Genomic DNA, 24,961 nt, shown 5'->3' on the forward strand with positions numbered 1-24,961 from the left:
ACGAATATCGGCTTTTGAACGGTTTATTAGTAAGCCGCTATCGCAATTTTGACCCATGTCCATTCGGGATTTTCAATCTCCGACACCCAAATACTGACCTGCGTCTCTGCCTCTTTGACCGGTACGTTTAGGTAGGAAAAACCATTGCTATCACTGATTGAGACGATCTTGCCAGGGCTGCGTATTGTGCCGGTAAAACAGGCCACTCCATTCTCGCAGGGTTGATCGCTCACAGTTACTTTTGCTTCCCCTTCGAAGTAAGGCTGTACCCAAAAACAAACGCAGTCATCACTGGCGGTCACCACGGCTGCTCCGGTGTCCGCAGGAACATTCTCCTCTGCCGTCATGTCTGAGAGAAAAAGAACTGGATGTTCGACTGAGATTTGTAATTGAAATTTGTTCATTTGCTCTCCTGTCGAGCGAATACCAGCGTATCTCTAGCTGAGAGCTGTTTCCATCAAAAAAAGACGGGCTGTTCGAGATGATTGGACGACGTCGGCGTCGCGAACCTTCCTCACATTGTACGTGGTTGTGCGGTGCAGCATTTGTCTGTAGGGCGCGTTTCGAAATCTCGCCGGACGCTCATCCGGCACCAAGCACATTCAAGAAGGCGTCTTTATGACCCAGGACAACAGCTTCGCGGCGACATTCCGCCGCGATTGGCTTGCGCAGCCGCGCCAAGACATTCTCGCCGGTATCGTGGTGGCGCTTGCGCTGATCCCGGAAGCGATTGGCTTTGCTTTGATCGCGGGCGTTGATCCCAGCGTTGGCCTCTATGCCAGCGTCGTGATCGCCATGGTGATTGCGCTGACGGGCGGTCGTCCGGGTATGATCTCCGCCGCGACCGCTGCCGTGGCCGTTGTCGTGATCCCGCTGGTGCGAGATTACGGGGTCGAATACCTCTTTGCCGCGACGATCCTGATGGGCATTTTCCAAGGCATCGCGGCGGTGCTGCGGCTCGACCTGCTGATGCAGTTTGTCAGCCGCTCGGTCATCACCGGCTTTGTCAACGCGCTCGCGATCCTGATCTTTATGGCGCAAATTCCGCAGCTTAACCCCTATAATGACGGGGTGACGTGGTACACATTTGCGATGGTCGCGATTGGCCTGGGCATTATCTACCTGTTCCCGCGCATCACCAAAGCGGTGCCTAGCCCGCTGGTCGCTATCGTCTTGCTGACGGCGGCGGCGGTGTTCTGGGGACTTCCGGTTAACAATGTCGCGGGCGAGGGCGAACTGCCCGACGGCCTGCCGTTTTTCGCCATTCCGGACGTGCCGCTCACGCTCGAAACGCTGAAGATTATCGCGCCATACTCGCTGACCATGGCGGCGGTTGGCCTGCTGGAAAGCCTACTCACCGCGCAGATCGTCGACGATATGACGCACACTGACAGCAACAAACAGCGCGAGAGCGGCGGTCAGGGCGTTGCCAATATCGCGGCGGCGTTCTTTGGCGGTATGGGCGGCTGTGCGATGATCGGCCAGTCTGTGATCAACGTAGCATCGGGCGGACGCGGGCGGCTTTCGACCTTTACCGCAGGCGCATTCCTGCTGTTCCTGCTGACCGTGCTCGGTAGCTATGTCGGCCAAGTGCCGATGCCCGCGCTCGTCGCGGTGATGATCATGGTGTCGATCGGCACGTTCAGTTGGAACTCGATCCCGAACCTGCGCCGTCATCCGCCCACTAGCTCCTTTGTGATGGTGGCAACGGTGGTTGTCGTGGTGTGGACGCACGATTTGGCACTGGGCGTGCTTGTCGGTGTGCTGCTGTCCGGCATCTTCTTTGCCAACAAAGTGCGCACACTGTTCACGGTTGAACGGGAACGCCGCGAACACAGCGCGGTGTACCGGGTAAGCGGCGAGATTTTCTTCGCCAGCGTCGACAAATTTCAACAAATGCTCGGCCCGGAAAGCCAGTATGACGACGCAGCGCACCATGTTGTGATTGATGTATCCAAGGCGCATTTCTGGGACATTTCAGCCATCGGAGCGCTTGAAAAAGCGGTAGACCGGATGCGCCGCAATGGTCGCCACACGCGGATCGTCGGACTTAATCAGGCAAGCGCGGATTTGTTCGACAAGTTTGCATTGGAAGATCGCACGGGTCTTGAGATCGGTCTGGCACCGCATTGATCCTGAAAAGGCGCGTCCGCGCTGTCATTCTCGCGGCTGTTATCTGAATTTTGTTGGCGAAAGCCGATCGTCTGCTGACGACCCAATTGTAGCCACTAGGAACCTACCCCGAAATAGCCACAAGCTGTCGCTCCTATTCATAATAAGAAGCAAAGGTTGCTAAGCAGCCGTCCCGATAAGATCGGAGAAAACACGGGATGTATTTGTTCAGGGGGGCATGTGTTATTGCAGCAATCGTTGCGGCATTGCCTTCCGCTCTTGTCGCTACTGGCCCCGGATCAGGCTTCCAAGTTGACGAATACTCAGTCGAGCTGCGCCCGGACATTGAAACCCGTGCAATATCTGGCCGCGAAACGATACGTGTTGAGGCTGTAGAATCTGACCTGAGCGAAATCACTTTTTCTCCCAACGCGCTAACCATCAGTGAAGCGCACATAGATGGATTGCCGGTCGTTGTTCGCTCGGCCGCCGATGGCATTACTTTCTCGCTTCCCCGTTCGCTTGCGAAAGGTGAGAAAGTCGCCATCACTTTCCAAATGCAAGGCCGTCCTGCTCGCGGAGTCACGACTGTGCCAACAGGCGTTTATAGTGGCTATTTTGCATGCGATTGGATGGTCTGCCTGCAAGATGCCCCCGGCGATAAAGCTGATTTGAAGCTCGACCTGTTCCTTCCTCAAGGTGTAGAATCGCTTGGAGTGGGGCGGCAATACTCATCGCTCGATCTTTCGAATGGTCTCGTTCTGCATCGGTGGCAAAGTAACCGGCCGACTTCACCCTATTTGTTCGCGTTTGCTGCTGGCGATTTTCCCGAGGAAACCCTTGAAACCCCTTACGGCACTTTGCGCCACTTAAATGCTACTGGAGCGGATGCCGATCTCGCTGCGCTATTCGCTCAAACGCCGCCCATGGTCGCCTTTTTTGCCGAGAAGGCTGGAATGGCGCTGCCCGATCACAGTTATGTGCAACTGCTTGTTCCCGGTCGTGCTGCGCAGGAGACAATGACCTTCTCTCTTATTGGCAAGGGCGAATTGGATATCGAACGCACAGACCCGTCTTCCGCTTGGGTGATTGCGCATGAACTTGCCCACCAATGGTGGGGAAACCTCGTCACCACTAAAACCTGGCGTGATTTCTGGCTTAACGAAGGGTTTGCCACTTTTATGGTTGCTGCTTGGAAACAGCATCAATTCGGGGAGGCCGCATACCAAAAAGAGCTCGATGTCTTTCGTAGACGTCACCAGCAGCTCCGCGAACGAGGCTGGGACAAGCCTCTGACGTGGAACGGCAGCTATCCTTCGCTCGCTTATCGCAGGGCGGTCCAATATAGTAAGGGGGCGTTGTTTCTTGCAGAATTGAGAGAAACGATAGGAGAGGAAGCGTTCTGGGATGGAGTGCGCATTTACACGCGGGAAAACGCGGAGAAAACGGTGACCAGCCGCGATCTCCAAGAGGTCATGGAACAGACAAGCCAGCGAGATTTGGCTCCACTATTCAACGAGTGGGTTTTTCCATGTCCATTGAAGATGACGACAAAACGTGAATGCAGGTTGATAGCTGACATTCCGTTTCCACCCCAATCATGGACATCCGTTGGTGTTTCGCGTTTATTCGGGACCAGACACAAAGGATAAACATAACATGGCCAACCGCGTCGAGCTGGTATTCGATTTCGTCAGTCCCAACGCCTATCTGATCTGGGGCCCGCTGCGCGATGTTATCAAGCGAACGGGAGCGGAGCTGGATGTGGTGCCGGTGTTCCTTGCGGGCATGCACAAGCTGACGGGCAATGCCCCGCCCATGATCCGCGATGCCGATGTGAAGGGCAAAGTCGAATATTCGATGCTGGAAATGCGCCGCTATATCGAGAAGCATCAGCTGACGAAGTATAGACTGCACCCGAAGTTTCCGTTCAACTCAATCACGCTCCAACGGATGCTGACAGCGGCGGATCAGGATGGGCGCGGCGTACAATTTGTCGAGGCCATGCTTCCGGCAATCTGGGAGGAAAGCGTCGACATCACCGATCCCGAAGCTCTCGGCGCGGCGGTGACTGCGGGCGGTTTCGATGCCGCCGATCTGTTCGCACGGTCACAAACCGACGAAGTGAAGGGCATGGTTGCCGCCAACACCGATATGGCTGTTGAGCGCGGCGCCTTTGGCATTCCGACCATGTTCGTAGGCCAAACCGGCGCAGCGCCCGAAACATTTGAAATGTTCTTTGGCAAAGAGCGGCTGGATCAGATCGAAGACGAGCTGACCAAAGGGTAAGCCTGCTTTCTTCACAATGGCTTGCGTTCTGTAAGGTATTTCATAGACTTCCATGCGAACGATTCGTAGTTCGTTGGGGGCTTTCTATGAGATTTCTTCGCTATTGCTTGGCCGTTACTGCAATTCTGGCCAGTCCTCTTGCTGCGCAGGAAGGACCATCAAGTGGGGCCGCAGAGACTGAGAAGGGCACGGCGGAGCCCGGACTAAGCGAAATTGCTCCTGCTGAAATTGCGGTTGAGAGCTTTGCCGGTCGATCCCGTTTCTGGGGCGCAAAGCTTTCGCCTGACGGGACAAAGATGTCCTTTATGCGGCGCCGCGAAGGGGTCATCGAATTCGTCATCAGCGATATCGATACCAAGAAGATCGTGCGCGCGTTCGGCGTCAACAAAAACGATGAAATCGAATGGTACCGCTGGGCCACGGATGACAAGCTGCTGATCTCGCTGTCCAGCATGGGCGAATTTTTTGGTGAGGAGGTGCGCTTTACACGGCTGCTTCTGACCCAGCTCAGCACCGGGTCGCTCGACTATCTGTTTGGGAAGACTGGCGTAGTCGAGGGTGACAATGTCATCCATGTCGCAAAAGACGGGTCCCATATCCTCGTTGCAATGCAGAAATCGGTCTACGATTACCCCTCTGTGCTGCGCCACGAGCTTAAACCCGATGGCAAAGTGGAAACCGTTCAGAAGCCGCGCGAGGGCGTTTGGAACTGGGTCGCCGATGATCAAGGCGTGGTTCGCATGGGCACGGGTTGGGCGCGCAAAAGGCTGAGGATTTACTACCGCGAAAACGCCGATGCGAAATTGAAGGTCATCGCAAAGCTGAAGGGCAATGATGATGAGGACGGGTACTGGGATGCGCTACAAATCGTCAGCGGATCGGATGAGGGATACGTCCTGTCCGAAAACGAAAACGGGCGCGTTGGCTTAAGGCGTTTCAACTTTGCCACGCGCGAAGAGGTGGAGACAGTCTACGAAAATCCCAACTGGGACATCGACAGAGCCACAATCCGCGACGGCAAACCATTTGCCGCTTTCTACACGGCGGATCGCGATGAAGTGCATTGGTTCGACGAGGCAACGGCAAAGCAATACAAGGCGCTGCGCAAAGCTCTTGGCGACGTAGAAATCTGGATTGTTTCGCGCTCCAAGGACCATTCGCGGATGTTGGTGTGGGCGGGAAGCGAATCTGATCCTGGCGTGCTTTATCTTTTCTCGCCCGGCGAAAAGACCATGTCGCAGATCGCCGAATACCGGCCCAAGCTGGATTTCACCCAGCTGGCCAAGCCAAAGCCGGTCTCATTCAAAGCGCGCGATGGCTGGGACATCAAAGGCTATTTAACGCTGCCGCGAGGGCGAGAGGCGAAAGACTTACCGCTCATCATTATGCCGCATGGCGGCCCGTATGGCATTCGCGACAAACTGACTTTTAATGACGAGGTTCAGCTGCTCGCCAATCGCGGATATGCGGTTCTGCAGCCGAATTTCCGCGGCTCGGGCGGATATGGCGATGAATTCTTCGAACTCGGCAAAGGCCAGATTGGTCGCGGGATGCAGGATGATCTGGATGACGCGATGGATTGGGCCGTAAAGGAAGGTTTCGCCGACAGCGGACGAGTATGCGTCGTTGGTGCGTCTTATGGCGGATATGCGGCGATATGGGCGGTGCTTCGCAATCCCGAAAGATATCGCTGCGCAGCGAGCTGGGCAGGGGTGACAGATTGGGACCGTATCCTGCGCTATGACCGGCAATTCTTTGGCCGCAGCGGGTTTAAACGGTGGCGCACACGTATTCGCGGCGAGGGGCAGAAAGACATGAAAGATGTCTCTCCCTATCGCCTGGCCGAACGGCTCAATCGGCCGCTACTATTGGCGCACGGCACGGAAGATCAGGTGGTGCCTTTCAAACAGTTCAAGCAGTTCGAAAAGGCCACCAGAAAAGCGCCAATGAAACCGACTACTCTGGTGATCGAAGACGAAGGCCACAGCTTCGCCAAACCGGAAAGCGAAAAGGCCTGGTATGACGCGCTGATGAAGTTCCTGAACGAGCACAATCCGGCTGATGCGGTGGTGCGGGCAGAGGCTTCTGACGAACCCGCATCGACCACCGCAGCGCCTTGAAACGGACTTCCATGAAATCCAGCAAAGCAATACTTTGGGGAATGGTGCTGGCCGCGAGCCCGCTTGCGGCGCAAGACGTGCCTGCCACTCCGCCAGAACCGCTGGTCGAGATTCTGGACTCCGGCGCGGCTGAGGCCAGTACCGAGCTGGCCTCTATCGCCCCGCCGGATTTGATCCCGACAGCCGATTTTGCCTCGCGAAGCGCGTTTTGGGATGCGAGCTTGTCGCCCGATGGCGAGACGATGACTTTCCTGAAGAGAGATGACGGAACTCTAAAGCTCCATGCGATTGATCCGGCCACCGGAGAGACCATCGATACGATCTCTTTTGCTGACACAACCACCCCTTGGAAAATGCGCTGGGTCAACGATGACACAATGTTGATGAGCGTTTGGGCCGCCGTTCGCCGTGGCCCGTATCTCGTGCGCCATTCGCGGCTTTTGCTCGCCTATCCAAAAGAAGGGCGCACGGAATTCCTCGTTGAAAACCAACGCGGATTGAATGGCGGCGAAGTCATCCATGTCGATGATGCGGGCCAATATGCGCTGGTCGCCCATCGCGGTGATGGGCGCCATTGGTATCCGGGCATTTTCCGGTACGAATTGAAGGCTGGCGGCACTGTAACCCAGATCGAAAAGCCGATAAAAGGGATGACCGATTGGGTCGCGGATGACGACGGCGTCGTCCGCCTTGCAACCGGTTGGTGGAAGCGCCGTCTGTATGTCTATTACCGCTCTGCGGCCGGCGAAGAGCTGACCCGTATTGCCAAGATTAAGCCGGGTGACGACGAAACCTATTTCGATACGCTCAGTATCGTCAGCGGGTCGGACCGCGGCTATGTTCTCGATGAAGGTGAAGACGGCAGGGTCGGTTTGCGCGTGTATGATTACGCGAAACGCGAAGTCGTCGATACGGTCTACGAAAACCCGGATTGGGATGTTGAGCGAGCGTTCCTCAAAGATGGCGAACCGCTTGCGGCATTCTTTACCGATGATCGGCAGCAAGTTGTCTGGTTCGACGAGACTTACAAAGCCACCCACAACGAATTGCGCGAAGCCATTGGCGGGCGCGATGTGTGGGTGCAATCCCGCTCTGAAGACGGGCAGCAGATGTTGGTATGGGCGGGGAGCGAGGCGGCGCCGGGTGTGCTGTATTTCTTTGACAACGCCACGAAAGACCTGCGCGAAGTCGCCCAGTACCGGCCTCAGATTGATGCTGGCACTTTAGCGAAGCCGGAAGCGATCACCTACACCGCCCGCGATGGCACACCCATTCGCGCGTATCTGACCCTTCCCAAGGGGCGTGAGGCGGCGAACCTGCCATTGATCATTTTGCCCCACGGAGGCCCCTTCGGCATCCGTGACGAGCTAAGATATGATGACGAAGTGCAGTTTCTCGCCAATCGCGGATACGCGGTGCTCCAACCCAATTTCCGGGGCAGTGGCGGTTATGGCACGGATTTCTACGAGCTCGGCGACGGGGAGGTCGGACGCGGCATGCAGGATGATTTGGATGACGCGATGGATTGGGCGGTCGGAGAAGGGATCGCCGACAAATCACGGGTCTGCGTCGTGGGCGGCTCATATGGTGGATATGCCGCGCTTTGGGCCGTGCTTCGCAATCCCGAACGCTATGTCTGCGCCGCAAGCTGGGCTGGGGTCACCGATTGGGACCGGATATTGCGATACGACCGCAAGTTTCTAACCGGTAAGGCAGGGAAACGCTGGAAGGCGAAGATTGAGGGCGAGGACGAGGATTTCGATTTGAAAGATGTTTCGCCGTTCCGTCTGGCGGAACAGCTTAGCCGCCCGGTTCTACTCGCCCACGGCACCCGCGATTCCAACGTGCCATTCAAACAGTTCGTGCAAATGGTCAGAGCTGCCAAAGACGCACCTGTCCCGTTGACGACATTGATCGTGGATGGAGAGGGGCACAGTTTTTCTTCGCCTCGGTCGGAGCAGCAATGGTACGACGCGCTGGATGCGTTTCTGGCCGAACATAATCCCGCAGACTAGCTTGATCGCGATGGCTTGGTCTGCCTGTCATCCAAGTCCAATCACGATCGGCTGTCAGGATTTTCGAGGTGCACGGAAGCAACGCTTCGCAATGATTTTGGGATACAGGGGGGATTAACCGGGTTGGTGCTCTTGTGACTGAGGCGAGAATTGTTACGTTAAGGGCGATATGAAAGAGCTGTTCCAACACGCTGCTGTAACCGACGGTGTCACCGTACGGGTCGCTGTCAACTTTCTGCCGGAGCAGTCTCAACCAGACGCCGGTAAGTGGTTTTGGGTGTATCACATCCGGATCGAAAACGGCTCTCACGAAGACCTTCAGCTGCGCACCCGCCATTGGCGGATCACCGACGCACGCGGCATGGTGAACCATGTTGACGGCGAAGGCGTCGTTGGTGAGCAGCCCACGTTGAAACCGGGCGAAAGCCACGATTATGTGTCGGGATGCCCCCTCACAACGGCGCATGGCTCGATGGAAGGGTTCTACACTTTCCTTCGCTCGGATGGCTCGCCGATTGAAGTGCGCATTCCGTTCTTCCCGCTCGCCGCGCCAGAGACGGCAGAGGGCGACCGCTAAACTGCGTGTTAAGGCGCGACTCCAAGCCGCGCTTTCAGCTTTGAAAAATTTGTTCGACTTGCCCTTGTCCGTGCGCGCGTTAAAGCGTTTCGCGCAATGAAACGCACGCATCTCCCTTTGAACGCTCTGCGCGTATATGACGCGGCAGCGCGGCATCTCAGCTTTACTCGCGCTGCAGACGAGCTGGCAGTGACACCTGCGGCCGTGGGCCAACAGATCCGCGCGCTTGAGGATCACCTCGGCACGGTGCTGTTCCGACGTACCAGCAAAGGTTTGGAACTGACGCCAGAGGGCGGGGCTGGTCTTGATGCCCTGCGCGAAGGGTTTCTGCGGTTTGAAGAAAGCGTTGCCGCGATGCAGGCCGGGCAGGCGTCTGATCGCTATACAATCGCAGCGCCGCGTGAATTTTATGCCGAGTGGCTCGCGCCGCGTCTGGCTGTGTTTCAGGCGGATACGCCGGGCGTTTTGTATAGCTTTGTTGCCGACGAGAATGCGGATTTCACTGAGGCGAACCTCGATCTTGCGATCCGGCTGGTCGATGGACCGGGTGAATTGGAAGGCGTGCAATTGGCGCCTGCGGAGCGCGTTACCGTGGCCGCTCCAAAGCACCGCGATGCGTGGATCGACTGGCCGGGCGCCTCTCTGCCTGAGGATGTGAAACCGTGCATCAAGGCGGGCAGCGCGGGCCAAGCTTTGTCCAGCGCACTTGCGGGCATGGGCCGCACGGTGCTGCCAATGCCGCTGGTCGCCAGCGCCATTGAAGCGGGCACTTTGGTTGCTCACGGTGAGCCTGCAGAAAGCCGCCGTGCATACTGGCTCGTCGCGCCGACGCCGCAATGGCGCAGCAAGAAAGTGAAGGCGCTGGTCGGGTTTCTCACTGGTGGCTGATGTCGCCACACTGCGTACCCCTCGGTTCACTTTGCGCCCCTTGCAGCGCGGGGATTGCGCGGCGCTTTATCCGACGCTTTCTGATCCAGAACAGTGCCTGTATCTGACCCGACCCGCGTTTGAGAGTGAGGATGAGCTATGGGGCTGGCTTGCCGCTCCCGATTGGCCCGGTCGCACATGGATCGCGGTGGACGAGAATGGCGAAGTGGCAGGGCGCTTCACCGCGCACACCGCGCATCAGGAAGGCGTCCTCGAAATCGGCTATATCGTGTGCAAACATGCGCAGGGACGCGGCGTGGCAAAGGAATGCTCCGCGGCCCAGATCGCCCATCTTTTTGACCTGCCCGTAAGCGAAGGCGGCGCGCGCAAGATCACCGCCGAAGTCGACACCCGAAACACCGCCTCGGTTCGCCTGCTGGAAAGCCTCGGCTTCGCCCGCGAGGCGCATTTCCGCGAACATGAAATGACGCATGTCGGGATGTGCGATGTTTATTGGTATGGATTGTTGAAAGCTGAGTGATTTGAGCCGGCAATTCGACCGGAATGGGGGCTTTGGACCTAAATTACATGCGAGGGCGGAAACAATCGCGAAAACCGTTGCCCGAGCCTCCACAGAACTGATCCAGCATGGTGAAACTGCTTCCGCCGGTCAGGTTTCGAACCGATCCGTGCAGCGTCAAAACTGGCGAGGAATACGGTCGCCTTTTCGCCTGACTGATATGTTCCTGATCGCTTTTCATTTTTCTTACTTGCCCTTGGGCACTTTTTCCTACTTTAAAATCAATGCGCTGGAAGCCAATCCAAATAGCTGCCAGCCAAACTGACCGTCAATGTCGCGGTGTTTACCTTGCTCAAAAAACGAGTCGAGTTGACCATCTTTTGCGTTCAACAACCGATTGAACTGATCCGAACGGTTGCTTTGCACCATCATCTTCATTTGATCTGGCTTTCCATCCAGCACAGTTGAAAACTCGGCTTTGCTTGTACGTTCTACCACCTCTGCAGGTAGCAAATCGTTAATTGCCATACGGTGGATGAATTTCTGCTGACTTCCGCGAAGCCAGATCGCCTCCGGCGTGGCCGCAGAAAATTCGATCATCGCACGCGAGAATAGCGGGTTGCGTCCTTCGATTCCGTGCTGGGCCTGTAGTCGGGCGGCATGCTCCAGAATTAATCCGGTCATGGGCTGGGTATGCAAGCGTCTCCGGCCCTGCGGGTCATCGCGATCCGTAAACGCTTGCGCTCGGGCTTCCTGCGCGCGGCGTAAGATGTCGCGCGCTTCTTTCGAAAGCCAGGGAATATCTGTTTGGGGGGCTGACTGTGCCGATTGACGCATCGCTTTTCCAAGCAAGGGGCGCACGCCAAAGCGCCATAAAGCGCGTGCGGCATTCAGAGGGCCGAAATCGGTGTTTAGCGCTCGCATGGACCGGGCGAGCATGGACCAATCCCAGTGACTCAGGCTTTCCATAAGCAAGGTTTTGCGACCATTGAGCCATTCATCTCCTCCGAGACCGCTTATTGCTATCCGGCAACCGTCATCCGACATCGAACGGTACATGCCGCATGTCATCGCGCTGTTGGGATAATAGAGGATGTCGGAGTTGCGCTGAGCATGGCTGATAAACCACTCGAGATCGGGCCGAAACAGCTGGTTGGGTTTCAGCTTACGCTGCAAGTGATTGGCAACCGCGTTGCTATAGCGAACCTCGTCCGCATCGCTGCCCGGTGGGCCCGCCAGCGTGTATCCTTGTATCTCCGACGCAGGGAGTTTCCCCTCGCGTTGAAGGGCGTCGGCAACGGCAAAAACCCCCGATGAGTCCAACCCGCCGCTCACTTCAAAGGCCAGTCTTTGATCGGACCGAGCCGCTTTTCGAACGTTTTCGAAAAGGATTTCCCGATAATGCTCGGCATATTCGGAATCTTTGGAATAGCGGATCGAATATGGCGCAGGGAGATCCCAATACCTTTTGCTGCGCGTGCTCGCCTGATCGAAATACACCATATGCGCAGGCATGATCCGCCGGACGTTTTTCCAAACAGTCTCGTCGTGCCAAGCCGCTGCGTTGGCCATAAGTTGGACCATGACCGACTCGTCAGGCTCAAGCGTTACGTCCTCCAACGCGTCAAACGCTGCAAAATCTGACGCAATGATCAGCCGGTTGTCGCTGCGATGGTAGAACAGCGGGCGCAGGCCTTGATGATCTCGCGCGGCGTGAAGGGTTTTGGAGCGGGCATCCCAGATAATGAAGGCAAACTCGCCGTCCATATGGGCGCAGCAATCCTCTCCCCACGCTTCGAAAGACCGCAATACAAGCTCGGCATCGGACACATTGCGAGGCCGATAACCCTTTGCGACCAGAGTTTTGAAAAGTTGATCATCGTTCGAAAGATAGCCATCGAAAGCCACCACAAGGCTGTCGTCTTCGTTGGTCCAGGGTTGCGGGGCGACACCGCAGCCCACCATCGTATGCATGGCACAATGTGCAATTCCGACGCCCTGCGAAGCCCAAACCCGTGTACCATCAGGCGCGCGATACGCCATCCGCCCGGCCATCTGGCGGACGCGTTCCTCAACCTGGCGACCGCCGGTGAACTCGATAATCGCAGCGATACCGCTCAATTGTGCGCTCCGGCGTAAAGGACCTCGTATTCCTGACGCGATGACATGTTTACGGCCTTAAGCACAAGGGCGGCCGCCCGGCTCGCGCTCACTTTGTGACCGTTTGGCATTGACGGGTGAGCCCTGCCTGCTCCCGCTCCCATTCCCCGCGCCAGCGCTGTTTGAGCTCGTGGAAGAATTTGAGGTTCGCCTCGCGGTTTTCGGGGGAGGCGCGATCTGCGGCGGCTTCGGCTTGCCATTCTGCGCGCAGGCGGGATTTGAGCGCTTCGTAATCGGGATGACCGGGCACCAGATCACCCTTGCCATAGCGGTGGGGCAAGCGGCCACGCAGGAAGAACATCACCAGCGCCTCGTTATGCCGCACCTCTGTGCCGAGCACCTTGCCGGAGGAGACGACCATGCGCTCCTCGCCCTCGATCGCGCGGGTGAGGGCGCCTGCCTCCAGCCGCGACACGCCCCGATCAATCGCCGCATCCCACGCCGCGCGAAAGCCCTCGCTACCCGCCCGCGCGCGCAGTTTGTAAAGCGCCTCCATCGACTTGCCGATGTGCCGCGCAGCGGCGGTGACAATCCCGGTCGCGGCAAGGTGAGCGATAAATTCGCGCTGAAGATCGGCGGTGATCGAGTTGCGACGCGGATGCGTGTGCGGAACCGGCGCAAATTCGAGCAGCGGATCATCAGGCGCGGGCGGATCGGCGGTGTAGGCGACAGCGGAGGTGGCTTGGCGTTTTGTTTTTCGGGTGGGGGTGAGGTTTGGCATGGGCGGGAGTCTCTTGTTGGGCGCCCTCAGGCGCCGGGCGCAGCGCATCCGCGCTGCTTGGCTTCGCCGCATAAGCGGCGGCGCGCGGTCGCGCTTGCGGCCCTTCGGGCCGTTTGGGGCTCGTCATCTAACTGGGACCAAGTGTCTGGGCGCAAGGTCGATGGCTTGGTGGCGGAGCTCGGCGCGCAGCGCCGCAAGCGCGACCGCGCGCCCGCAGGCCCGCAAGGGCCGAGGATTTCGCACCCCGGATGGGGTGCGGGTAAACAAAAAACTCTTCTCCAAAGCCACAACCCCCTCAAATCGCGCCCGACTTCCCCAGCAAAACCCGCTCATTATGCGCGTGTTGCTCAAGCTGTTCGGGAGTGGCGGAGATGCGCTTTCCTATATGACCGGCCCGCACGTGGGCGAGCCACTGGTCGGCGTGGGGAAGGGCGAAGAAGTCAAATGGCTCAGGCGGTGCCCAAGCCATCGGCGGCGGCACAGCGCGGCGGGCTTTTGCTGGAGTGTCTATGGGGCGATCCTTTGGTCGGAGAGGGCAAGGACCGGATGATTAAGCAGAAACCTCTGCGGTAGGAAAATGGAAAGTGGCGTGTCTTTGCTTGCGCAGCGCTGGAGGCGCGACGCGAAATCCTCGCGCCTCCAGCGCTGCGGGCGGGCGGTCGCCCTTGCGGGCCTGCGGCTCGTGCTCCGCAGTTACGTCGATGGTTAGGGGGTGAGCCGCAATAAGCGAACCTTGGGGCGTATCGCATATTTAGTGTTTTTCCCCGCACTCAATCACCGTGCCTATCTCTTCGCGGAAAGAAAACTTGAGGGGGACATTTTTAGTTGGGCTATTGAATGGACGGCGTACATAAAAGATGAGAGGGCATGCCGGTTCAATTTCCAGAATGTAAGTGGAAGCCGAATGTTATTCGCCGTCAGGTGAATGCAGTAAAAAGTAGTACCTTGGTTGTTGAGGTAGAAACAGATGATGGACTCGCGTTCGTCAAAGGTGTGAACAACCCCGCCGGCAACGAGAGCCTTTCTTTTGAACTAGTTGGCACAAGATTGGCGCGTGCTATCGGTCTCGACACTCCAGAGTTTGCAATTTTGGACCATGACTTCTTGGATTTGGTTAGGTTTGATGCCTCCCCAGTCCCGATGGGCCCTGTCTTTGCTTCAAAAGCAATTTCAGGGAGTACTGGGGGAGAGCGCACGCCCTTTTTGGAGCAGCTTGTCAATCCTGAAGCAGTTCCACTTCTTGTGGCCTTCGACACTTGGATTTCGAATTTTGATCGTTGCCCTCCACCAGATTATCTCGATCCTACGCCGAATTGGGATAACGTTTTTTTCGTAGCCGAGGGGCGGCGCTTTCGGCTTATCGTGTTCGACCATACGCATTGCTTTGCTGAGGGTGAGTTGGATATGGCTCTCGAAAATAACGGCTATCGTGATGACCTTAGAGTTTTTGGTAAGTTTCCAGAATTTAACGATTTTCTCAGTGAGGGGAGTTTTCTGAAAGCTTTGGAGAACATTCATAAGGTTGACGTTTCGACAATTGAGCAGATAATCGACGAAATTCCAGAAGAGTGGGAACTCACCTTTTCGGCGCGAGACGCGTGGATAAGGCAGATTGTTGAACGCCGCGATCTTCTTGAGGAATTAATCCTTGCGGACTTGTCGGCTCAAATGAGGCTTAAGCTTTGAACTTTCAGCATCGCCCCCGCAAAGGCAAGTACGCCTTAATCCAGTTCTGTCCAGAGCCCGACCGTCAAGAATTTCTCAACGTCGGATTGATCCTTATGGTCCCTGACGCTGCAGGTTATGCGCGCGTAGATTTTGTCGACGACCCGGCGCGCATTGAGAAAATTTTTGGTGGGCTTTCAAATAGATATTTCGATGCGGTTCTTAGCTCTCTAAAGAATCGGATTGAGGATAAGTTTGATTCAAACCTATGGTTTGATTTTGACGAGTTCATTGATCGTCGTGCAAATGAAGTTCGCATCACCAAATTGATGAGTCTGCGTCTTGATGAAGATTTGGATGTCGAATTTGATTTGCTTTTCGAAAAACTTGTCGGGACCAAAAAGAAACGATTGCCGAAACCCCGCGCAAGGAAGGAACTCAAAGAATACTTTTCAGTTCATCGTGTCGAGCACCTTTTAGATCGGCCTAGTGCACTGCATCTCGATCAATATGATGTTACTGTAGCGGCGCCATTTGCATATCAAAATGGGCATTATAACTTAATTGATAGCATACGGATTACTTCCAATAACGCTGAAAGTATGCGGGAGGCTGGCAAGAAAGCTATGGAAGGGCAGCTCCTTTGGAATGATTATGCTCTTTACGGCGCTCGAATGGTGGTCGTCGCCGATTTTGATGAGCAAAGCCTTGAATTCCAGCGCGCCGTTGCTGAGCATTTTGAGATGTCAAAAGTGAAGTTGTATACGTTTGAAGATGCTGAATTGTTGGTCGATGACATTTTGGCACATGCCTCGAATCAAGCTTCTACGGTTTAGCCACACCCTTGACCCCCACCACCAACTCCCCTAAGCGCGCCACATCACATGGGCCTCTTCTGAGTCCCGTCTGACAATAGAGCTGAACATTGCCGGCCTTGTCCCGCAGGTCTTGCGACTTCCGATCCTTCGGAAAAGCAGGGCCTTTTCTATTGGGATCTACCTCGGTTTGATTCCCGCTTTCGCGGGAATGACGGAGTGGATTTTGTGGGGCATCCGTCAAAGTAACCCGGTGGCCGAGTGGCCGATTTGGGTGGAGTGTTTCAGCTTGGTTTGGGCATTACGTGCCGCCTTTCGTAGTTGGGACTTAGTCCCGTCTAGCGACTCCGACAGGCTCAGCACGAACGGTTGCTCTTAGCCAAGCTTTCTCCATGCAGATCATCGCTTAGTTGCCGCCGATCAAACGGTGAAGAGAAAGACTCATATGCCGACTATTAACCAGCTGGTCCGTAAGGGCCGCGTTCCGCAGAAGGCCAAGTCCAAGGTCCCTGCAATGGAAGCCAACCCGCAGAAACGCGGCGTTTGCACCCGTGTCTACACCACGACACCAAAGAAGCCGAACTCCGCTCTGCGTAAGGTTGCCAAAGTGCGCCTGACCAACAGCCGCGAAGTCATCTCCTACATCCCGGGCGAAGGCCACAACCTGCAGGAGCACTCTGTTGTGCTCATCCGCGGCGGCCGTGTTCGCGACCTTCCCGGCGTTCGTTACCACGTCCTTCGCGGCGTTCTCGATACGCAGGGTGTCAAGGATCGTAAGCAGTCCCGCTCGAAGTACGGCGCCAAGCGTCCGAAATAAGGTTTAGGCGCTGATCTGGACCGTTCCCCCACCCGGCTACCCCTGCGAAGGTGGAGTTTGGGTGGCCGGCCAAAATGTCGGGAATACGGAGCGGGCCGGAGCAGCAGGGCGTTCACGGATGTGAACGACCACTCCGAAGGAGTTAAGAAATATGTCACGTCGTCGTAGACCCGAAAAGCGGGTAATCCTTCCCGATCCCAAGTTTGGTGATCAGGTTCTTTCGAAATTCATGAACAACCTTATGCTCGACGGTAAGAAAGCCGTTGCAGAAGGCATCGTGTATTCGGCGCTTGAAACCGTGGAAACCAAAGCGAAGACCGATCCGGTTCAGCTGTTCCATGATGCGCTGACCAATGTTGCGCCTCAGGTCGAAGTTCGCAGCCGCCGTGTTGGTGGTGCGACGTACCAGGTGCCGGTTGAGGTTCGCCCAGAGCGTGCCCAGGCGCTGGCGATCCGCTGGTTGATCTCGGCTGCACGCGGTCGCCCGGAAACCACCATGAGCGCGCGCCTTTCGGGTGAGCTGATGGATGCTTCGAACAACCGCGGCAACGCTGTGAAGAAACGCGAAGATACGCACCGCATGGCGGATGCGAACCGCGCGTTCTCGCACTACCGCTGGTAAGGGATTGTGGACACCGGAGGGCTCAAGTCTTTCCGGTGTCACAATCGTCACTATATGGGGCGTCTGACCTGCTAAGCAGGCGGCCCCCTAGACGCTAAGGAAACGAATATGGCCCGCGAGTATCCGCTGGAGCGTTATCGCAACATCGGCATCATGGCTCACATCGATGCTGGTAAGACTACCACTACCGAACGTATTCTCTATTACACCGGTAAATCCTACAAAATCGGCGAAGTGCACGATGGCGCTGCGACGATGGACTGGATGGAGCAAGAGCAGGAGCGCGGGATCACGATCACGTCTGCTGCGACGACCTGTTTCTGGAACCCTGAAGATCCGACAATGGATCCAAAAGGCGATCCAAAGGCGCTGCGCCAGACACCTGAGCACCGCATCAACATCATCGACACACCGGGCCACGTTGACTTCACGATTGAAGTCGAACGTTCGCTGCGCGTGCTCGATGGCGCGGTTGCCTGTTTTGACGGTGTGGCCGGCGTTGAGCCGCAGTCCGAAACTGTATGGCGTCAGGCTGATAAGTACAAAGTTCCACGGATGTGCTTCATCAACAAGCTCGACCGTACCGGCGCAGACTTTAAGTACTGCGTGAACTCGATCATCGAGCGTCTTGGTGCGACTCCTGCTGTTCTTTATCTGCCAATCGGTATCGAAGGCAGTCTCTCGGGTCTTGTTGACCTCGTGAATCAGCGTTCGATTAATTGGAAGAACGAAGATCTCGGTGCGGAGTACGTCTACGGCGATATCCCTGCGGATATGGTCGATGAGGCGGCTGAGTATCGGGAAAAGCTTATTGAGCTCGTCGTCGAGCAAGACGACGATGTGATGGAAGCTTACCTCGAAGGCGAAGAGCCTGATGCAGTGACGCTGAAAAAGCTGATCCGTAAAGGTACGCTGAACCAGAGCTTCGTTCCTGTGCTTTGTGGCTCCGCATTTAAGAACAAGGGTGTTCAGCCTTTGCTCGACGCTGTTGTCGACTACATGCCGAGCCCGCTCGACGTGGAAGCGATTAAAGGTGTTCTGCCCGATTCCGACGAAGAAGATTCGCGGGCATCCGACGATGACGTGCCGTTCGCGGCGCTCGCGTTTAAGGTCATGAATGATCCGTTCGTGGGCTCGCTTACCTTTACCCGCATTTACTCCGGCCACCTGACGAAGGGCACTGTCCTGAACTCGGTGAAAGGCAAAAAGGAAAAGATCGGCCGTATCCTCGAAATGCACTCCAATGACCGTAAGGACATTGAAGAGGCGTGGGCTGGTGATATCGTTGCTCTGGCAGGTATGAAGGCAACCACCACTGGTGACACGCTTTGTGACCCAGCCAAGCCAATCGTGCTCGAGCGGATGGAATTCCCAGATCCGGTTATCGAACTTTCTGTCGAGCCAAAGACGAAGGCTGACCAAGAAAAGATGGGCGTTGCGCTCAACCGCTTGGCTGCTGAAGATCCATCGTTCCGCGTGACGACTGACCACGAAAGCGGTCAGACGATCATCAAGGGCATGGGCGAGCTTCACCTCGACATTCTCGTTGACCGTATGAAGCGTGAATTCAAAGTCGAAGCAAACGTCGGCGCCCCTCAGGTGGCTTACCGTGAATCGCTCGGTCGTGAGATCAATGTCGACTACACCCACAAGAAGCAGTCGGGCGGTACGGGTCAGTTTGCCCGCGCCAAAGCGACCTTCACCCCGGGTGAACGCGGTCAGGGCATTGTCTTTGAAGACAGCATCAAAGGCGGTAACATTCCTAAGGAATACATCCCGTCGCTTGAAAAAGGTATCCGTGAGCAAGCCGATAGTGGCTATCTCATTGGCTTCCCGATCATCGATTTCACCGTTCACCTTACAGACGGCGCGTTCCACGATGTCGACTCGTCCACTGTGGCGTTTGAAATCTGTGGTAAGGGTGCGATGCGTGAAGCCGCTGAGCGTGGCGGTATCAAGCTGCTTGAGCCTGTCATGAAGGTTGAAGTGGTGACCCCGGAAGATTATCTGGGTGACGTGATCGGCGATCTCAACAGTCGCCGTGGTCAGATCCAAGGCACAGACAGTCGGGGCAATGCCCAGGCAGTTGAAGCAATGGTTCCGCTCGCGAATATGTTTGGTTACGTGAACGAGCTTCGCTCATTCAGTCAGGGCCGTGCACAATACACCATGCAGTTCTCGCACTACGACGAAGTGCCTGCGAGTGTTGCTCTAGAGGTTAAGGAGAAGCTTGCCTAACCAGGCAAGTCAGTTTAGGGGCGGCGCCTGATTCAGCGGGCGCCGCCTTTCTCCCGCAGAAATATCAATTTCAAAACGAGGTTATTTGAAAATGGCGAAGGAAAAATTTGAGCGGAACAAGCCGCACTGTAACATCGGCACCATCGGTCACGTTGACCACGGTAAGACGACGTTGACGGCGGCTATCACCAAAGTGCAGGGCGCTGCGGTTGATTTCGGCAACATCGATAAAGCTCCAGAAGAGCGCGAGCGTGGCATCACCATCTCGACTGCTCACGTGGAATACGAAACCGACGCACGCCACTACGCGCACGTCGATTGTCCAGGCCACGCTGACTACGTGAAAAACATGATCACTGGTGCTGCCCAAATGGACGGCGCTATCTTGGTTGTGAACGCAGCTGACGGACCGATGCCACAGACTCGCGAGCACATCCTGCTTGCTCGTCAGGTCGGCGTTCCCCAGCTTGTTGTTTACATGAACAAGGTCGATCAGGTTGACGACGAAGAACTGCTCGAGCTCGTTGAACTCGAAGTTCGCGAACTCCTCAGCGAGTACGGTTTTGACGGCGACGATATTCCAATCGTTAAGGGTTCGGCTCTTGCTGCTCTTGAAGGTCGTGATCCAGAAATCGGTGAAAACTCGATCAAGGAACTGATGGAAGCTGTCGACAGCTTCATCCCGCAGCCTGATCGTCCGGTCGACAAAGACTTCCTGATGCCAATCGAGGACGTATTCTCGATCTCGGGTCGTGGTACTGTTGTTACTGGCCGTGTTGAAACCGGCGTTGTTAACGTTGGCGACGAAGTTGAAATCGTCGGCATCAAAGACACCACCAAAACGACTGTTACTGGCGTTGAAATGTTCCGCAAGCTGCTCGACTCGGGTGAAGCTGGCGACAACATCGGTGCTCTGATCCGCGGCGTTGGTCGTGAAGATGTTGAGCGTGGTCAGGTTCTCGCGAAACCAGGTTCGGTTAACCCGCACACTGAGTTCAGCGCAGAAGTCTACGTTCTGTCGAAAGACGAAGGCGGCCGTCACACGCCATTCTTCGCCAACTACCGTCCACAGTTCTACTTCCGTACAACTGACGTAACCGGCGAAGTTATCCTTCCAGAGGGCACCGAAATGGTCATGCCTGGCGATAACGTAACCATCAACGTCAAGCTGATCGCTCCGATCGCTATGGACGAAGGTCTTCGTTTCGCGATCCGTGAAGGCGGCCGTACTGTTGGTTCGGGCGTTGTGGCTAAGATCACTGCCTAAGCCTTTCATCCTTCGGGATGAGACGAAATTCGGGGCCCGGCTCTCACATGAGAGCCGGGCCCCAATTTATGTAAGCTCCGTTTTGCGTTTGCGCGGGGAAGGGGCGAGCACGGTTCGTGCAAATTTCATAGGCTTTCGGGGTTGCCAGAATCCCACTGCTTACGTATAGGCCCGACCAAGCCAACGGAGATTCGTTTCCGTTGCAACGAAATTCATGGGGCCTCCCGTCCGGGGAACCGGGGAAACAGGGTGGGCCTTTTATTTTTGGGAGCTGTAAAAGGCTCCTTGGCTCTTTCGCATCGGTAGTAGGTAATGGAAGCACAGAATATCCGTATTCGCCTTAAGGCGTTCGACCATCGCGTTCTTGATCAGGCAACTGGTGAGATTGCAGAAACAGCGCGTCGTACGGGTGCTCTTATTCGTGGCCCCATTCCTATGCCGACGCGCATCGAGAAGTTCACCGTGAACCGTGGCCCGCACATCGACAAAAAGTCGCGCGAGCAGTTCGAGGTGCGCACATACAAGCGTCTGCTCGACATCGTGCAGCCAAACGCTCAGACAGTCGACGCGCTTATGAAGCTCGATCTGGCCGCTGGCGTAAACGTCGAAATCAAGCTCGCGTAAGCAGTTGATCGACCGGTCCATCTGGAGGACCTAAAGCGACCAGAGAATTTCGGGGCTCCAACGGCCCCGCTGATCTGCCCGAACAATCGGGTGTATCGGCAAGACATTGGGATACCGCCGAGCTTGCTCGGGCTGCGTCCTCCGTCTCGCCAAACTGTACCAACAGGGTGCAGGGCGGCACTCAGCCCGGACGGGGCGATGCACTAAAATTTGGGCTGGCACGCATGCGGGGATGGTCTTCGTATGCCTCTGTGTAGGAGTTACTGACGATGCGCACTGGCGTGATCGCAAAGAAGGTAGGAATGACCCGCCTCTTCCAAGAGGACGGACGGCACGTGCCCGTAACCGTTCTCGCTCTGGAAGATTGCCAGGTCGTTTCCCACCGCACCGCAGATACGGATGGCTACTTCGCTGTTCAGCTGGGTGCAGGCGAAGCAAAATCAAAGAACGTGGCGAAGCCACAGCGTGAACATTTCGGCAAGGCCGGTGTCGGGCTGAAGATGCGCGTCGCGGAATTCCGCGTTGAAAACGAAGAAGGTCTGCCACCAGTTGGCGCGCTTATTAGCGCCGATCACTTCGTAGCGGGTCAAAAAGTCGACATCACCGGTCACACGCAGGGTAAAGGCTTTGCCGGCGCCATGAAGCGTTGGGGCTTCGGTGGTCTGCGCGCCACTCACGGTGTTTCGCTTTCTCACCGTTCGCACGGTTCGACGGGTAACCGTCAGGATCCGGGTCGCGTGTTTAAGGGTAAGAAGATGGCTGGTCACATGGGTGACCGTCAACGTACCCAGATGAACCTTGAAGTTGTTCGCACCGATGCCGATCGCGGCTTGATCTTCGTCAAGGGTTCGGTCCCTGGTTCGAAGAATGGCTGGTTGATGGTTCGTGATGCAGTCAAAATTGCCGCTGCCGATGACCTGCCGTTTCCGGCAGCTATCGTCGACACTTCGGCGCCGCTGGCTGAAGAGCCTGTTGCTGAAACTCCGGTTGAAGAAGCCGCTGTTGAAGCTGTTGCAGACACTCCTGCCGCTGAAACTCCTGCGCCGGAAGCTGATGCTCCCGCCAGCGATGAAAACAAGGAGGGCTGATCCATGAAGGTGAAGGTCCAAAAGATCGACGGTAAGGCGTCGGGCGACATCGAGTTGAACGATGCTGTATTCGGCGTGGAGCCGCGCGCAGACATCCTGCACCGCGTTGTTACCTGGCAGCTTGAAAACCGCCGCGCGACTGCGCGTCCAACGCGTGAGCGTTCGGATGTTGCTCGTACCGGTAAGAAGCATGGCCCGCAAAAAGGTTCAGGTGGCGCTCGTCACGGCGACCGCGGCGCTCCTATCTTTATCGGTGGTGGTAAAGCTCACGGTGCTCGCAAGCGTGACTTCAACCAGTCGCTGAACAAGAAAATCCGCGCACTCGGCCTGAAAATGGCTCTTTCGACCAAAGCTAAAGACGGCCTCGTTGTTGTCGACAGCCTTACGCTGAAAGAAGCCAAGACGCAGGCGCTCAAAGGTCACTTCGACAAGCATGGCTTTGCCGGCAAAGTCCTCGTGATCGACGGTGAGAGCGTGGATGACGGTTTCAAAAAAGCCGCTGGCAACCTTCCGGGCATCAACGTGATCCCGGCAGCTGGTGCCAACGTCTATGACATTCTCAATCACGACACGCTTATCCTGACCAAGGATGCCGTGGCAAAGCTGGAGGCGCGCTTCAATGGCTAAAAAGCAAGACATCGATGCGCGTCACTACGACGTGATTCTCGCTCCGCACATCACTGAGAAGTCGACAATGGCTTCGGAGAGCAATGCGGTTGTTTTCAAGGTGTCGAATGATGCCACCAAGCCGCAGATCAAAGAAGCGGTTGAGGCGATCTACGAAAAGAAGGTTGCGTCGGTGAACACCATTCTCACCAAGGGAAAGACGAAGCGCTGGAAGGGTAAACCTTACAAGCGTTCGGATTTCAAAAAGGCAGTCGTACGCCTCGCTGATGGCGAGATGATCGACTTCACCAGCGGTATCTGAGGGCGTATAAGAAAATGGCACTCAAGAATTACAAACCGACTAGCCCCGCACGTCGCGGCCTCGTCCTGATCGACAAAACCGGTCTCCACAAAGGTGGTCCGGTTAAGTCGCTCACCGAAGGCAAGCGCAAAACCGGTGGCCGGAACAACAAAGGCCATGTCACCTCGCGTGGCATCGCCGGCGGTCACAAGCAAAAGTACCGCTTCATCGATTTCAAGCGTCGGAAGTGGGATGTTCCTGCGACTGTCGAGCGGATCGAGTATGACCCGAACCGCACCGCTTTCATCGCGCTTCTGAAGTACGAAGATGGCGAACTGGCCTACATCATCTGCCCGCAGCGCTTGGCTGTTGGTGACACCGTAGTCGCTGGCGAGAAGACCGATACCAAGCCTGGCAATGCCATGCTTATGGGTCAGATGCCGGTTGGTACAATCTGTCACAACGTAGAGATGAAGCCGGGCAAGGGTGGTCAAATCGCTCGTTCGGCAGGCACCTATGTTCAGATCGTCGGTCGTGACCGCGGTATGGTCATCGTTCGCTTGAACTCGGGTGAGCAGCGTTACCTGCGCTCCGATTGCATGGGCACAGTTGGCGCGGTTTCGAACCCCGACAACCAGAACCAGAACTTCGGTAAGGCTGGTCGCACACGTTGGAAGGGCCGTCGTCCTCTCACACGTGGTGTTGCGAAGAACCCAGTCGATCACCCACACGGTGGTGGTGAAGGCCGCACCAGCGGTGGTCGTCACCCGGTTACTCCATGGGGCAAGCCGACGAAGGGTGCCCGCACTCGTAAGAACAAGCAGACGGACAAGATGATCATCCGTTCGCGTCACGCCAAGAAGAAGAGGTAATCCGACATGGCACGTTCCGTCTGGAAAGGTCCGTTTGTCGAACTCAGCCTTCTGAAGAAGGCTGAAGACGCACAGGAAGCCGGCAATTCAAAGCCGATCAAAACCTGGTCTCGTCGTTCGACTATTCTGCCGCAGTTCGTTGGGCTCGTATTCAACGTATACAACGGTCAGAAATTCATCCCCGTCTCTGTTTCGGAAGAAATGGTCGGTCACAAGCTCGGTGAATTTGCGCCAACGCGCAGCTTCCCAGGCCACGCTGCCGACAAGAAGGGCAAGCGCTAATGGGCAAGGCAAAATCTCCACGCCGCGTAGCGGACAATGAGGCATTGGCTGTCGGCACCACGATCCGTGGTTCGGCGCAAAAGCTTAACCTCGTTGCTCAGCTGATCCGCGGCAAGAAAGCCGAAGAGGCTCTCAACATCCTCTCGTTCTCTAAGAAGGCCATGGCCAAGGATGCGACGAAAGTCCTCGCATCGGCGATCGCCAACGCAGAGAACAACCATAATCTGGATGTTGATGCTCTCGTCGTTGCGGAAGCTTCGGTCGGTAAGTCGATAACCATGAAGCGGTTCCACACACGCGGTCGCGGCAAGTCGACCCGCATTCTCAAGCCGTTCAGCAAGCTGCGTATCGTAGTTCGCGAACAGGAAGAAGAAGAGGCGTAA

The 24,961-nt window shown here is 56.3% G+C and carries 26 protein-coding genes; 21 read left to right on the top strand and 5 right to left on the bottom strand.

The features are described 5' to 3' along the window. Positions 1 to 26: 26 nt before the first annotated feature. Positions 27 to 404 carry a hypothetical protein gene (locus tag MWU39_RS04820; RefSeq protein ID WP_247158839.1) on the bottom strand — a complete coding sequence of 126 codons (378 nt, stop codon included), beginning with the start codon at positions 402 to 404 and terminating at the stop codon, positions 27 to 29. Positions 405 to 618: 214 nt separating this feature from the next. Here MWU39_RS04820 and MWU39_RS04825 point away from each other — a divergent pair, with 214 nt between their 5' ends. From MWU39_RS04825 to MWU39_RS04860, 8 genes are all read left to right on the top strand, one after another. Further along, on the top strand, positions 619 to 2,133 hold the full coding sequence (locus MWU39_RS04825) for a SulP family inorganic anion transporter (protein WP_247158840.1): 1,515 nt from the start codon (positions 619 to 621) through the stop codon (positions 2,131 to 2,133). Between the two features lie 650 nt (positions 2,134 to 2,783). Next, positions 2,784 to 3,764 (top strand): M1 family aminopeptidase, encoded by a 981-nt coding sequence (locus MWU39_RS04830; RefSeq protein ID WP_247158841.1) that lies wholly within the window; start codon positions 2,784 to 2,786, stop codon positions 3,762 to 3,764. A 7-nt stretch (positions 3,765 to 3,771) separates the two neighbouring features. Then, positions 3,772 to 4,401, top strand: coding sequence for a 2-hydroxychromene-2-carboxylate isomerase (locus tag MWU39_RS04835; RefSeq protein ID WP_247158842.1), 630 nt, complete (start codon positions 3,772 to 3,774; stop codon positions 4,399 to 4,401). A gap of 86 nt (positions 4,402 to 4,487) precedes the next feature. After that, positions 4,488 to 6,521, top strand: a complete 2,034-nt coding sequence (locus MWU39_RS04840) for an alpha/beta fold hydrolase (RefSeq protein ID WP_247158843.1) — start codon at positions 4,488 to 4,490, stop codon at positions 6,519 to 6,521. Between the two features lie 11 nt (positions 6,522 to 6,532). Continuing rightward, positions 6,533 to 8,536, top strand: a complete 2,004-nt coding sequence (locus MWU39_RS04845) for a prolyl oligopeptidase family serine peptidase (protein WP_247158844.1) — start codon at positions 6,533 to 6,535, stop codon at positions 8,534 to 8,536. Positions 8,537 to 8,705: 169 nt separating this feature from the next. Continuing rightward, positions 8,706 to 9,113: a Co2+/Mg2+ efflux protein ApaG gene (gene apaG, locus MWU39_RS04850; RefSeq protein ID WP_247158845.1), complete on the top strand. Its 408-nt coding sequence runs from the start codon at positions 8,706 to 8,708 to the stop codon at positions 9,111 to 9,113. Between the two features lie 96 nt (positions 9,114 to 9,209). Continuing rightward, a complete protein-coding gene (locus MWU39_RS04855; protein WP_247158846.1) occupies positions 9,210 to 10,001 on the top strand; it encodes a LysR family transcriptional regulator in 792 nt (263 codons plus the stop codon). Then, positions 9,994 to 10,521, top strand: coding sequence for a GNAT family protein (locus tag MWU39_RS04860; RefSeq protein WP_247158847.1), 528 nt, complete (start codon positions 9,994 to 9,996; stop codon positions 10,519 to 10,521). The genes MWU39_RS04855 and MWU39_RS04860 overlap by 8 nt, the downstream gene beginning before the upstream one ends. Before the next feature lie 43 nt (positions 10,522 to 10,564). Here the strand turns inward: MWU39_RS04860 and MWU39_RS04865 are convergent, their stop codons facing one another. From MWU39_RS04865 to MWU39_RS04880, 4 genes are all read right to left on the bottom strand, one after another. Then, entirely contained in the window at positions 10,565 to 10,741 is a 177-nt protein-coding gene (locus MWU39_RS04865; RefSeq protein WP_247158848.1) for a lasso RiPP family leader peptide-containing protein, read from the bottom strand. Between the two features lie 29 nt (positions 10,742 to 10,770). Beyond that, positions 10,771 to 12,621: an asparagine synthase-related protein gene (locus MWU39_RS04870; protein WP_247158849.1), complete on the bottom strand. Its 1,851-nt coding sequence runs from the start codon at positions 12,619 to 12,621 to the stop codon at positions 10,771 to 10,773. 88 nt (positions 12,622 to 12,709) lie between these two features. Then, entirely contained in the window at positions 12,710 to 13,381 is a 672-nt protein-coding gene (locus MWU39_RS04875; protein ID WP_247158850.1) for a hypothetical protein, read from the bottom strand. A 295-nt stretch (positions 13,382 to 13,676) separates the two neighbouring features. Then, on the bottom strand, positions 13,677 to 13,850 hold the full coding sequence (locus tag MWU39_RS04880) for a hypothetical protein (RefSeq protein ID WP_247158851.1): 174 nt from the start codon (positions 13,848 to 13,850) through the stop codon (positions 13,677 to 13,679). Positions 13,851 to 14,248: 398 nt separating this feature from the next. Between MWU39_RS04880 and MWU39_RS04885 the strand changes: the two genes are divergently transcribed. From MWU39_RS04885 to rplV, 13 genes are all read left to right on the top strand, one after another. Then, complete coding sequence (locus tag MWU39_RS04885; RefSeq protein ID WP_247158852.1) at positions 14,249 to 15,067, top strand: HipA family kinase; 819 nt, start codon at positions 14,249 to 14,251, stop codon at positions 15,065 to 15,067. Then, the gene (locus MWU39_RS04890; RefSeq protein ID WP_247158853.1) at positions 15,064 to 15,882 is read left to right on the top strand and encodes a DUF3037 domain-containing protein; all 819 of its coding nucleotides are present in this window, start codon (positions 15,064 to 15,066) and stop codon (positions 15,880 to 15,882) included. Before MWU39_RS04885 ends, MWU39_RS04890 begins: the two co-directional genes overlap by 4 nt. Positions 15,883 to 16,306: 424 nt before the next feature. Next, the gene (gene rpsL / locus MWU39_RS04895) at positions 16,307 to 16,678 is read left to right on the top strand and encodes a 30S ribosomal protein S12 (protein ID WP_160604095.1); all 372 of its coding nucleotides are present in this window, start codon (positions 16,307 to 16,309) and stop codon (positions 16,676 to 16,678) included. 151 nt (positions 16,679 to 16,829) lie between these two features. Further along, positions 16,830 to 17,300: a 30S ribosomal protein S7 gene (gene rpsG / locus MWU39_RS04900; protein WP_247158854.1), complete on the top strand. Its 471-nt coding sequence runs from the start codon at positions 16,830 to 16,832 to the stop codon at positions 17,298 to 17,300. Between the two features lie 108 nt (positions 17,301 to 17,408). After that, a complete protein-coding gene (fusA, locus tag MWU39_RS04905; RefSeq protein ID WP_247158855.1) occupies positions 17,409 to 19,538 on the top strand; it encodes an elongation factor G in 2,130 nt (709 codons plus the stop codon). Between the two features lie 91 nt (positions 19,539 to 19,629). Then, positions 19,630 to 20,805 carry an elongation factor Tu gene (gene tuf / locus MWU39_RS04910; protein WP_247158856.1) on the top strand — a complete coding sequence of 392 codons (1,176 nt, stop codon included), beginning with the start codon at positions 19,630 to 19,632 and terminating at the stop codon, positions 20,803 to 20,805. A 312-nt stretch (positions 20,806 to 21,117) separates the two neighbouring features. Continuing rightward, a complete protein-coding gene (rpsJ, locus tag MWU39_RS04915) occupies positions 21,118 to 21,429 on the top strand; it encodes a 30S ribosomal protein S10 (RefSeq protein WP_061924928.1) in 312 nt (103 codons plus the stop codon). Between the two features lie 269 nt (positions 21,430 to 21,698). Next, positions 21,699 to 22,517 carry a 50S ribosomal protein L3 gene (gene rplC / locus MWU39_RS04920; protein ID WP_247158857.1) on the top strand — a complete coding sequence of 273 codons (819 nt, stop codon included), beginning with the start codon at positions 21,699 to 21,701 and terminating at the stop codon, positions 22,515 to 22,517. A gap of 3 nt (positions 22,518 to 22,520) precedes the next feature. Next, entirely contained in the window at positions 22,521 to 23,144 is a 624-nt protein-coding gene (rplD, locus tag MWU39_RS04925) for a 50S ribosomal protein L4 (protein ID WP_247158858.1), read from the top strand. Beyond that, a complete protein-coding gene (locus tag MWU39_RS04930) occupies positions 23,137 to 23,445 on the top strand; it encodes a 50S ribosomal protein L23 (protein WP_247158859.1) in 309 nt (102 codons plus the stop codon). Before rplD ends, MWU39_RS04930 begins: the two co-directional genes overlap by 8 nt. Positions 23,446 to 23,459: 14 nt before the next feature. After that, positions 23,460 to 24,296, top strand: a complete 837-nt coding sequence (gene rplB / locus MWU39_RS04935; protein ID WP_247158860.1) for a 50S ribosomal protein L2 — start codon at positions 23,460 to 23,462, stop codon at positions 24,294 to 24,296. A 6-nt stretch (positions 24,297 to 24,302) separates the two neighbouring features. Further along, complete coding sequence (gene rpsS, locus MWU39_RS04940) at positions 24,303 to 24,578, top strand: 30S ribosomal protein S19 (RefSeq protein WP_247158861.1); 276 nt, start codon at positions 24,303 to 24,305, stop codon at positions 24,576 to 24,578. Beyond that, entirely contained in the window at positions 24,578 to 24,961 is a 384-nt protein-coding gene (gene rplV, locus MWU39_RS04945) for a 50S ribosomal protein L22 (protein ID WP_247158862.1), read from the top strand. Before rpsS ends, rplV begins: the two co-directional genes overlap by 1 nt.

It is taken from the genome of Erythrobacter sp. F6033 (genome assembly GCF_023016005.1).
GTDB lineage: Bacteria > Pseudomonadota > Alphaproteobacteria > Sphingomonadales > Sphingomonadaceae > Erythrobacter.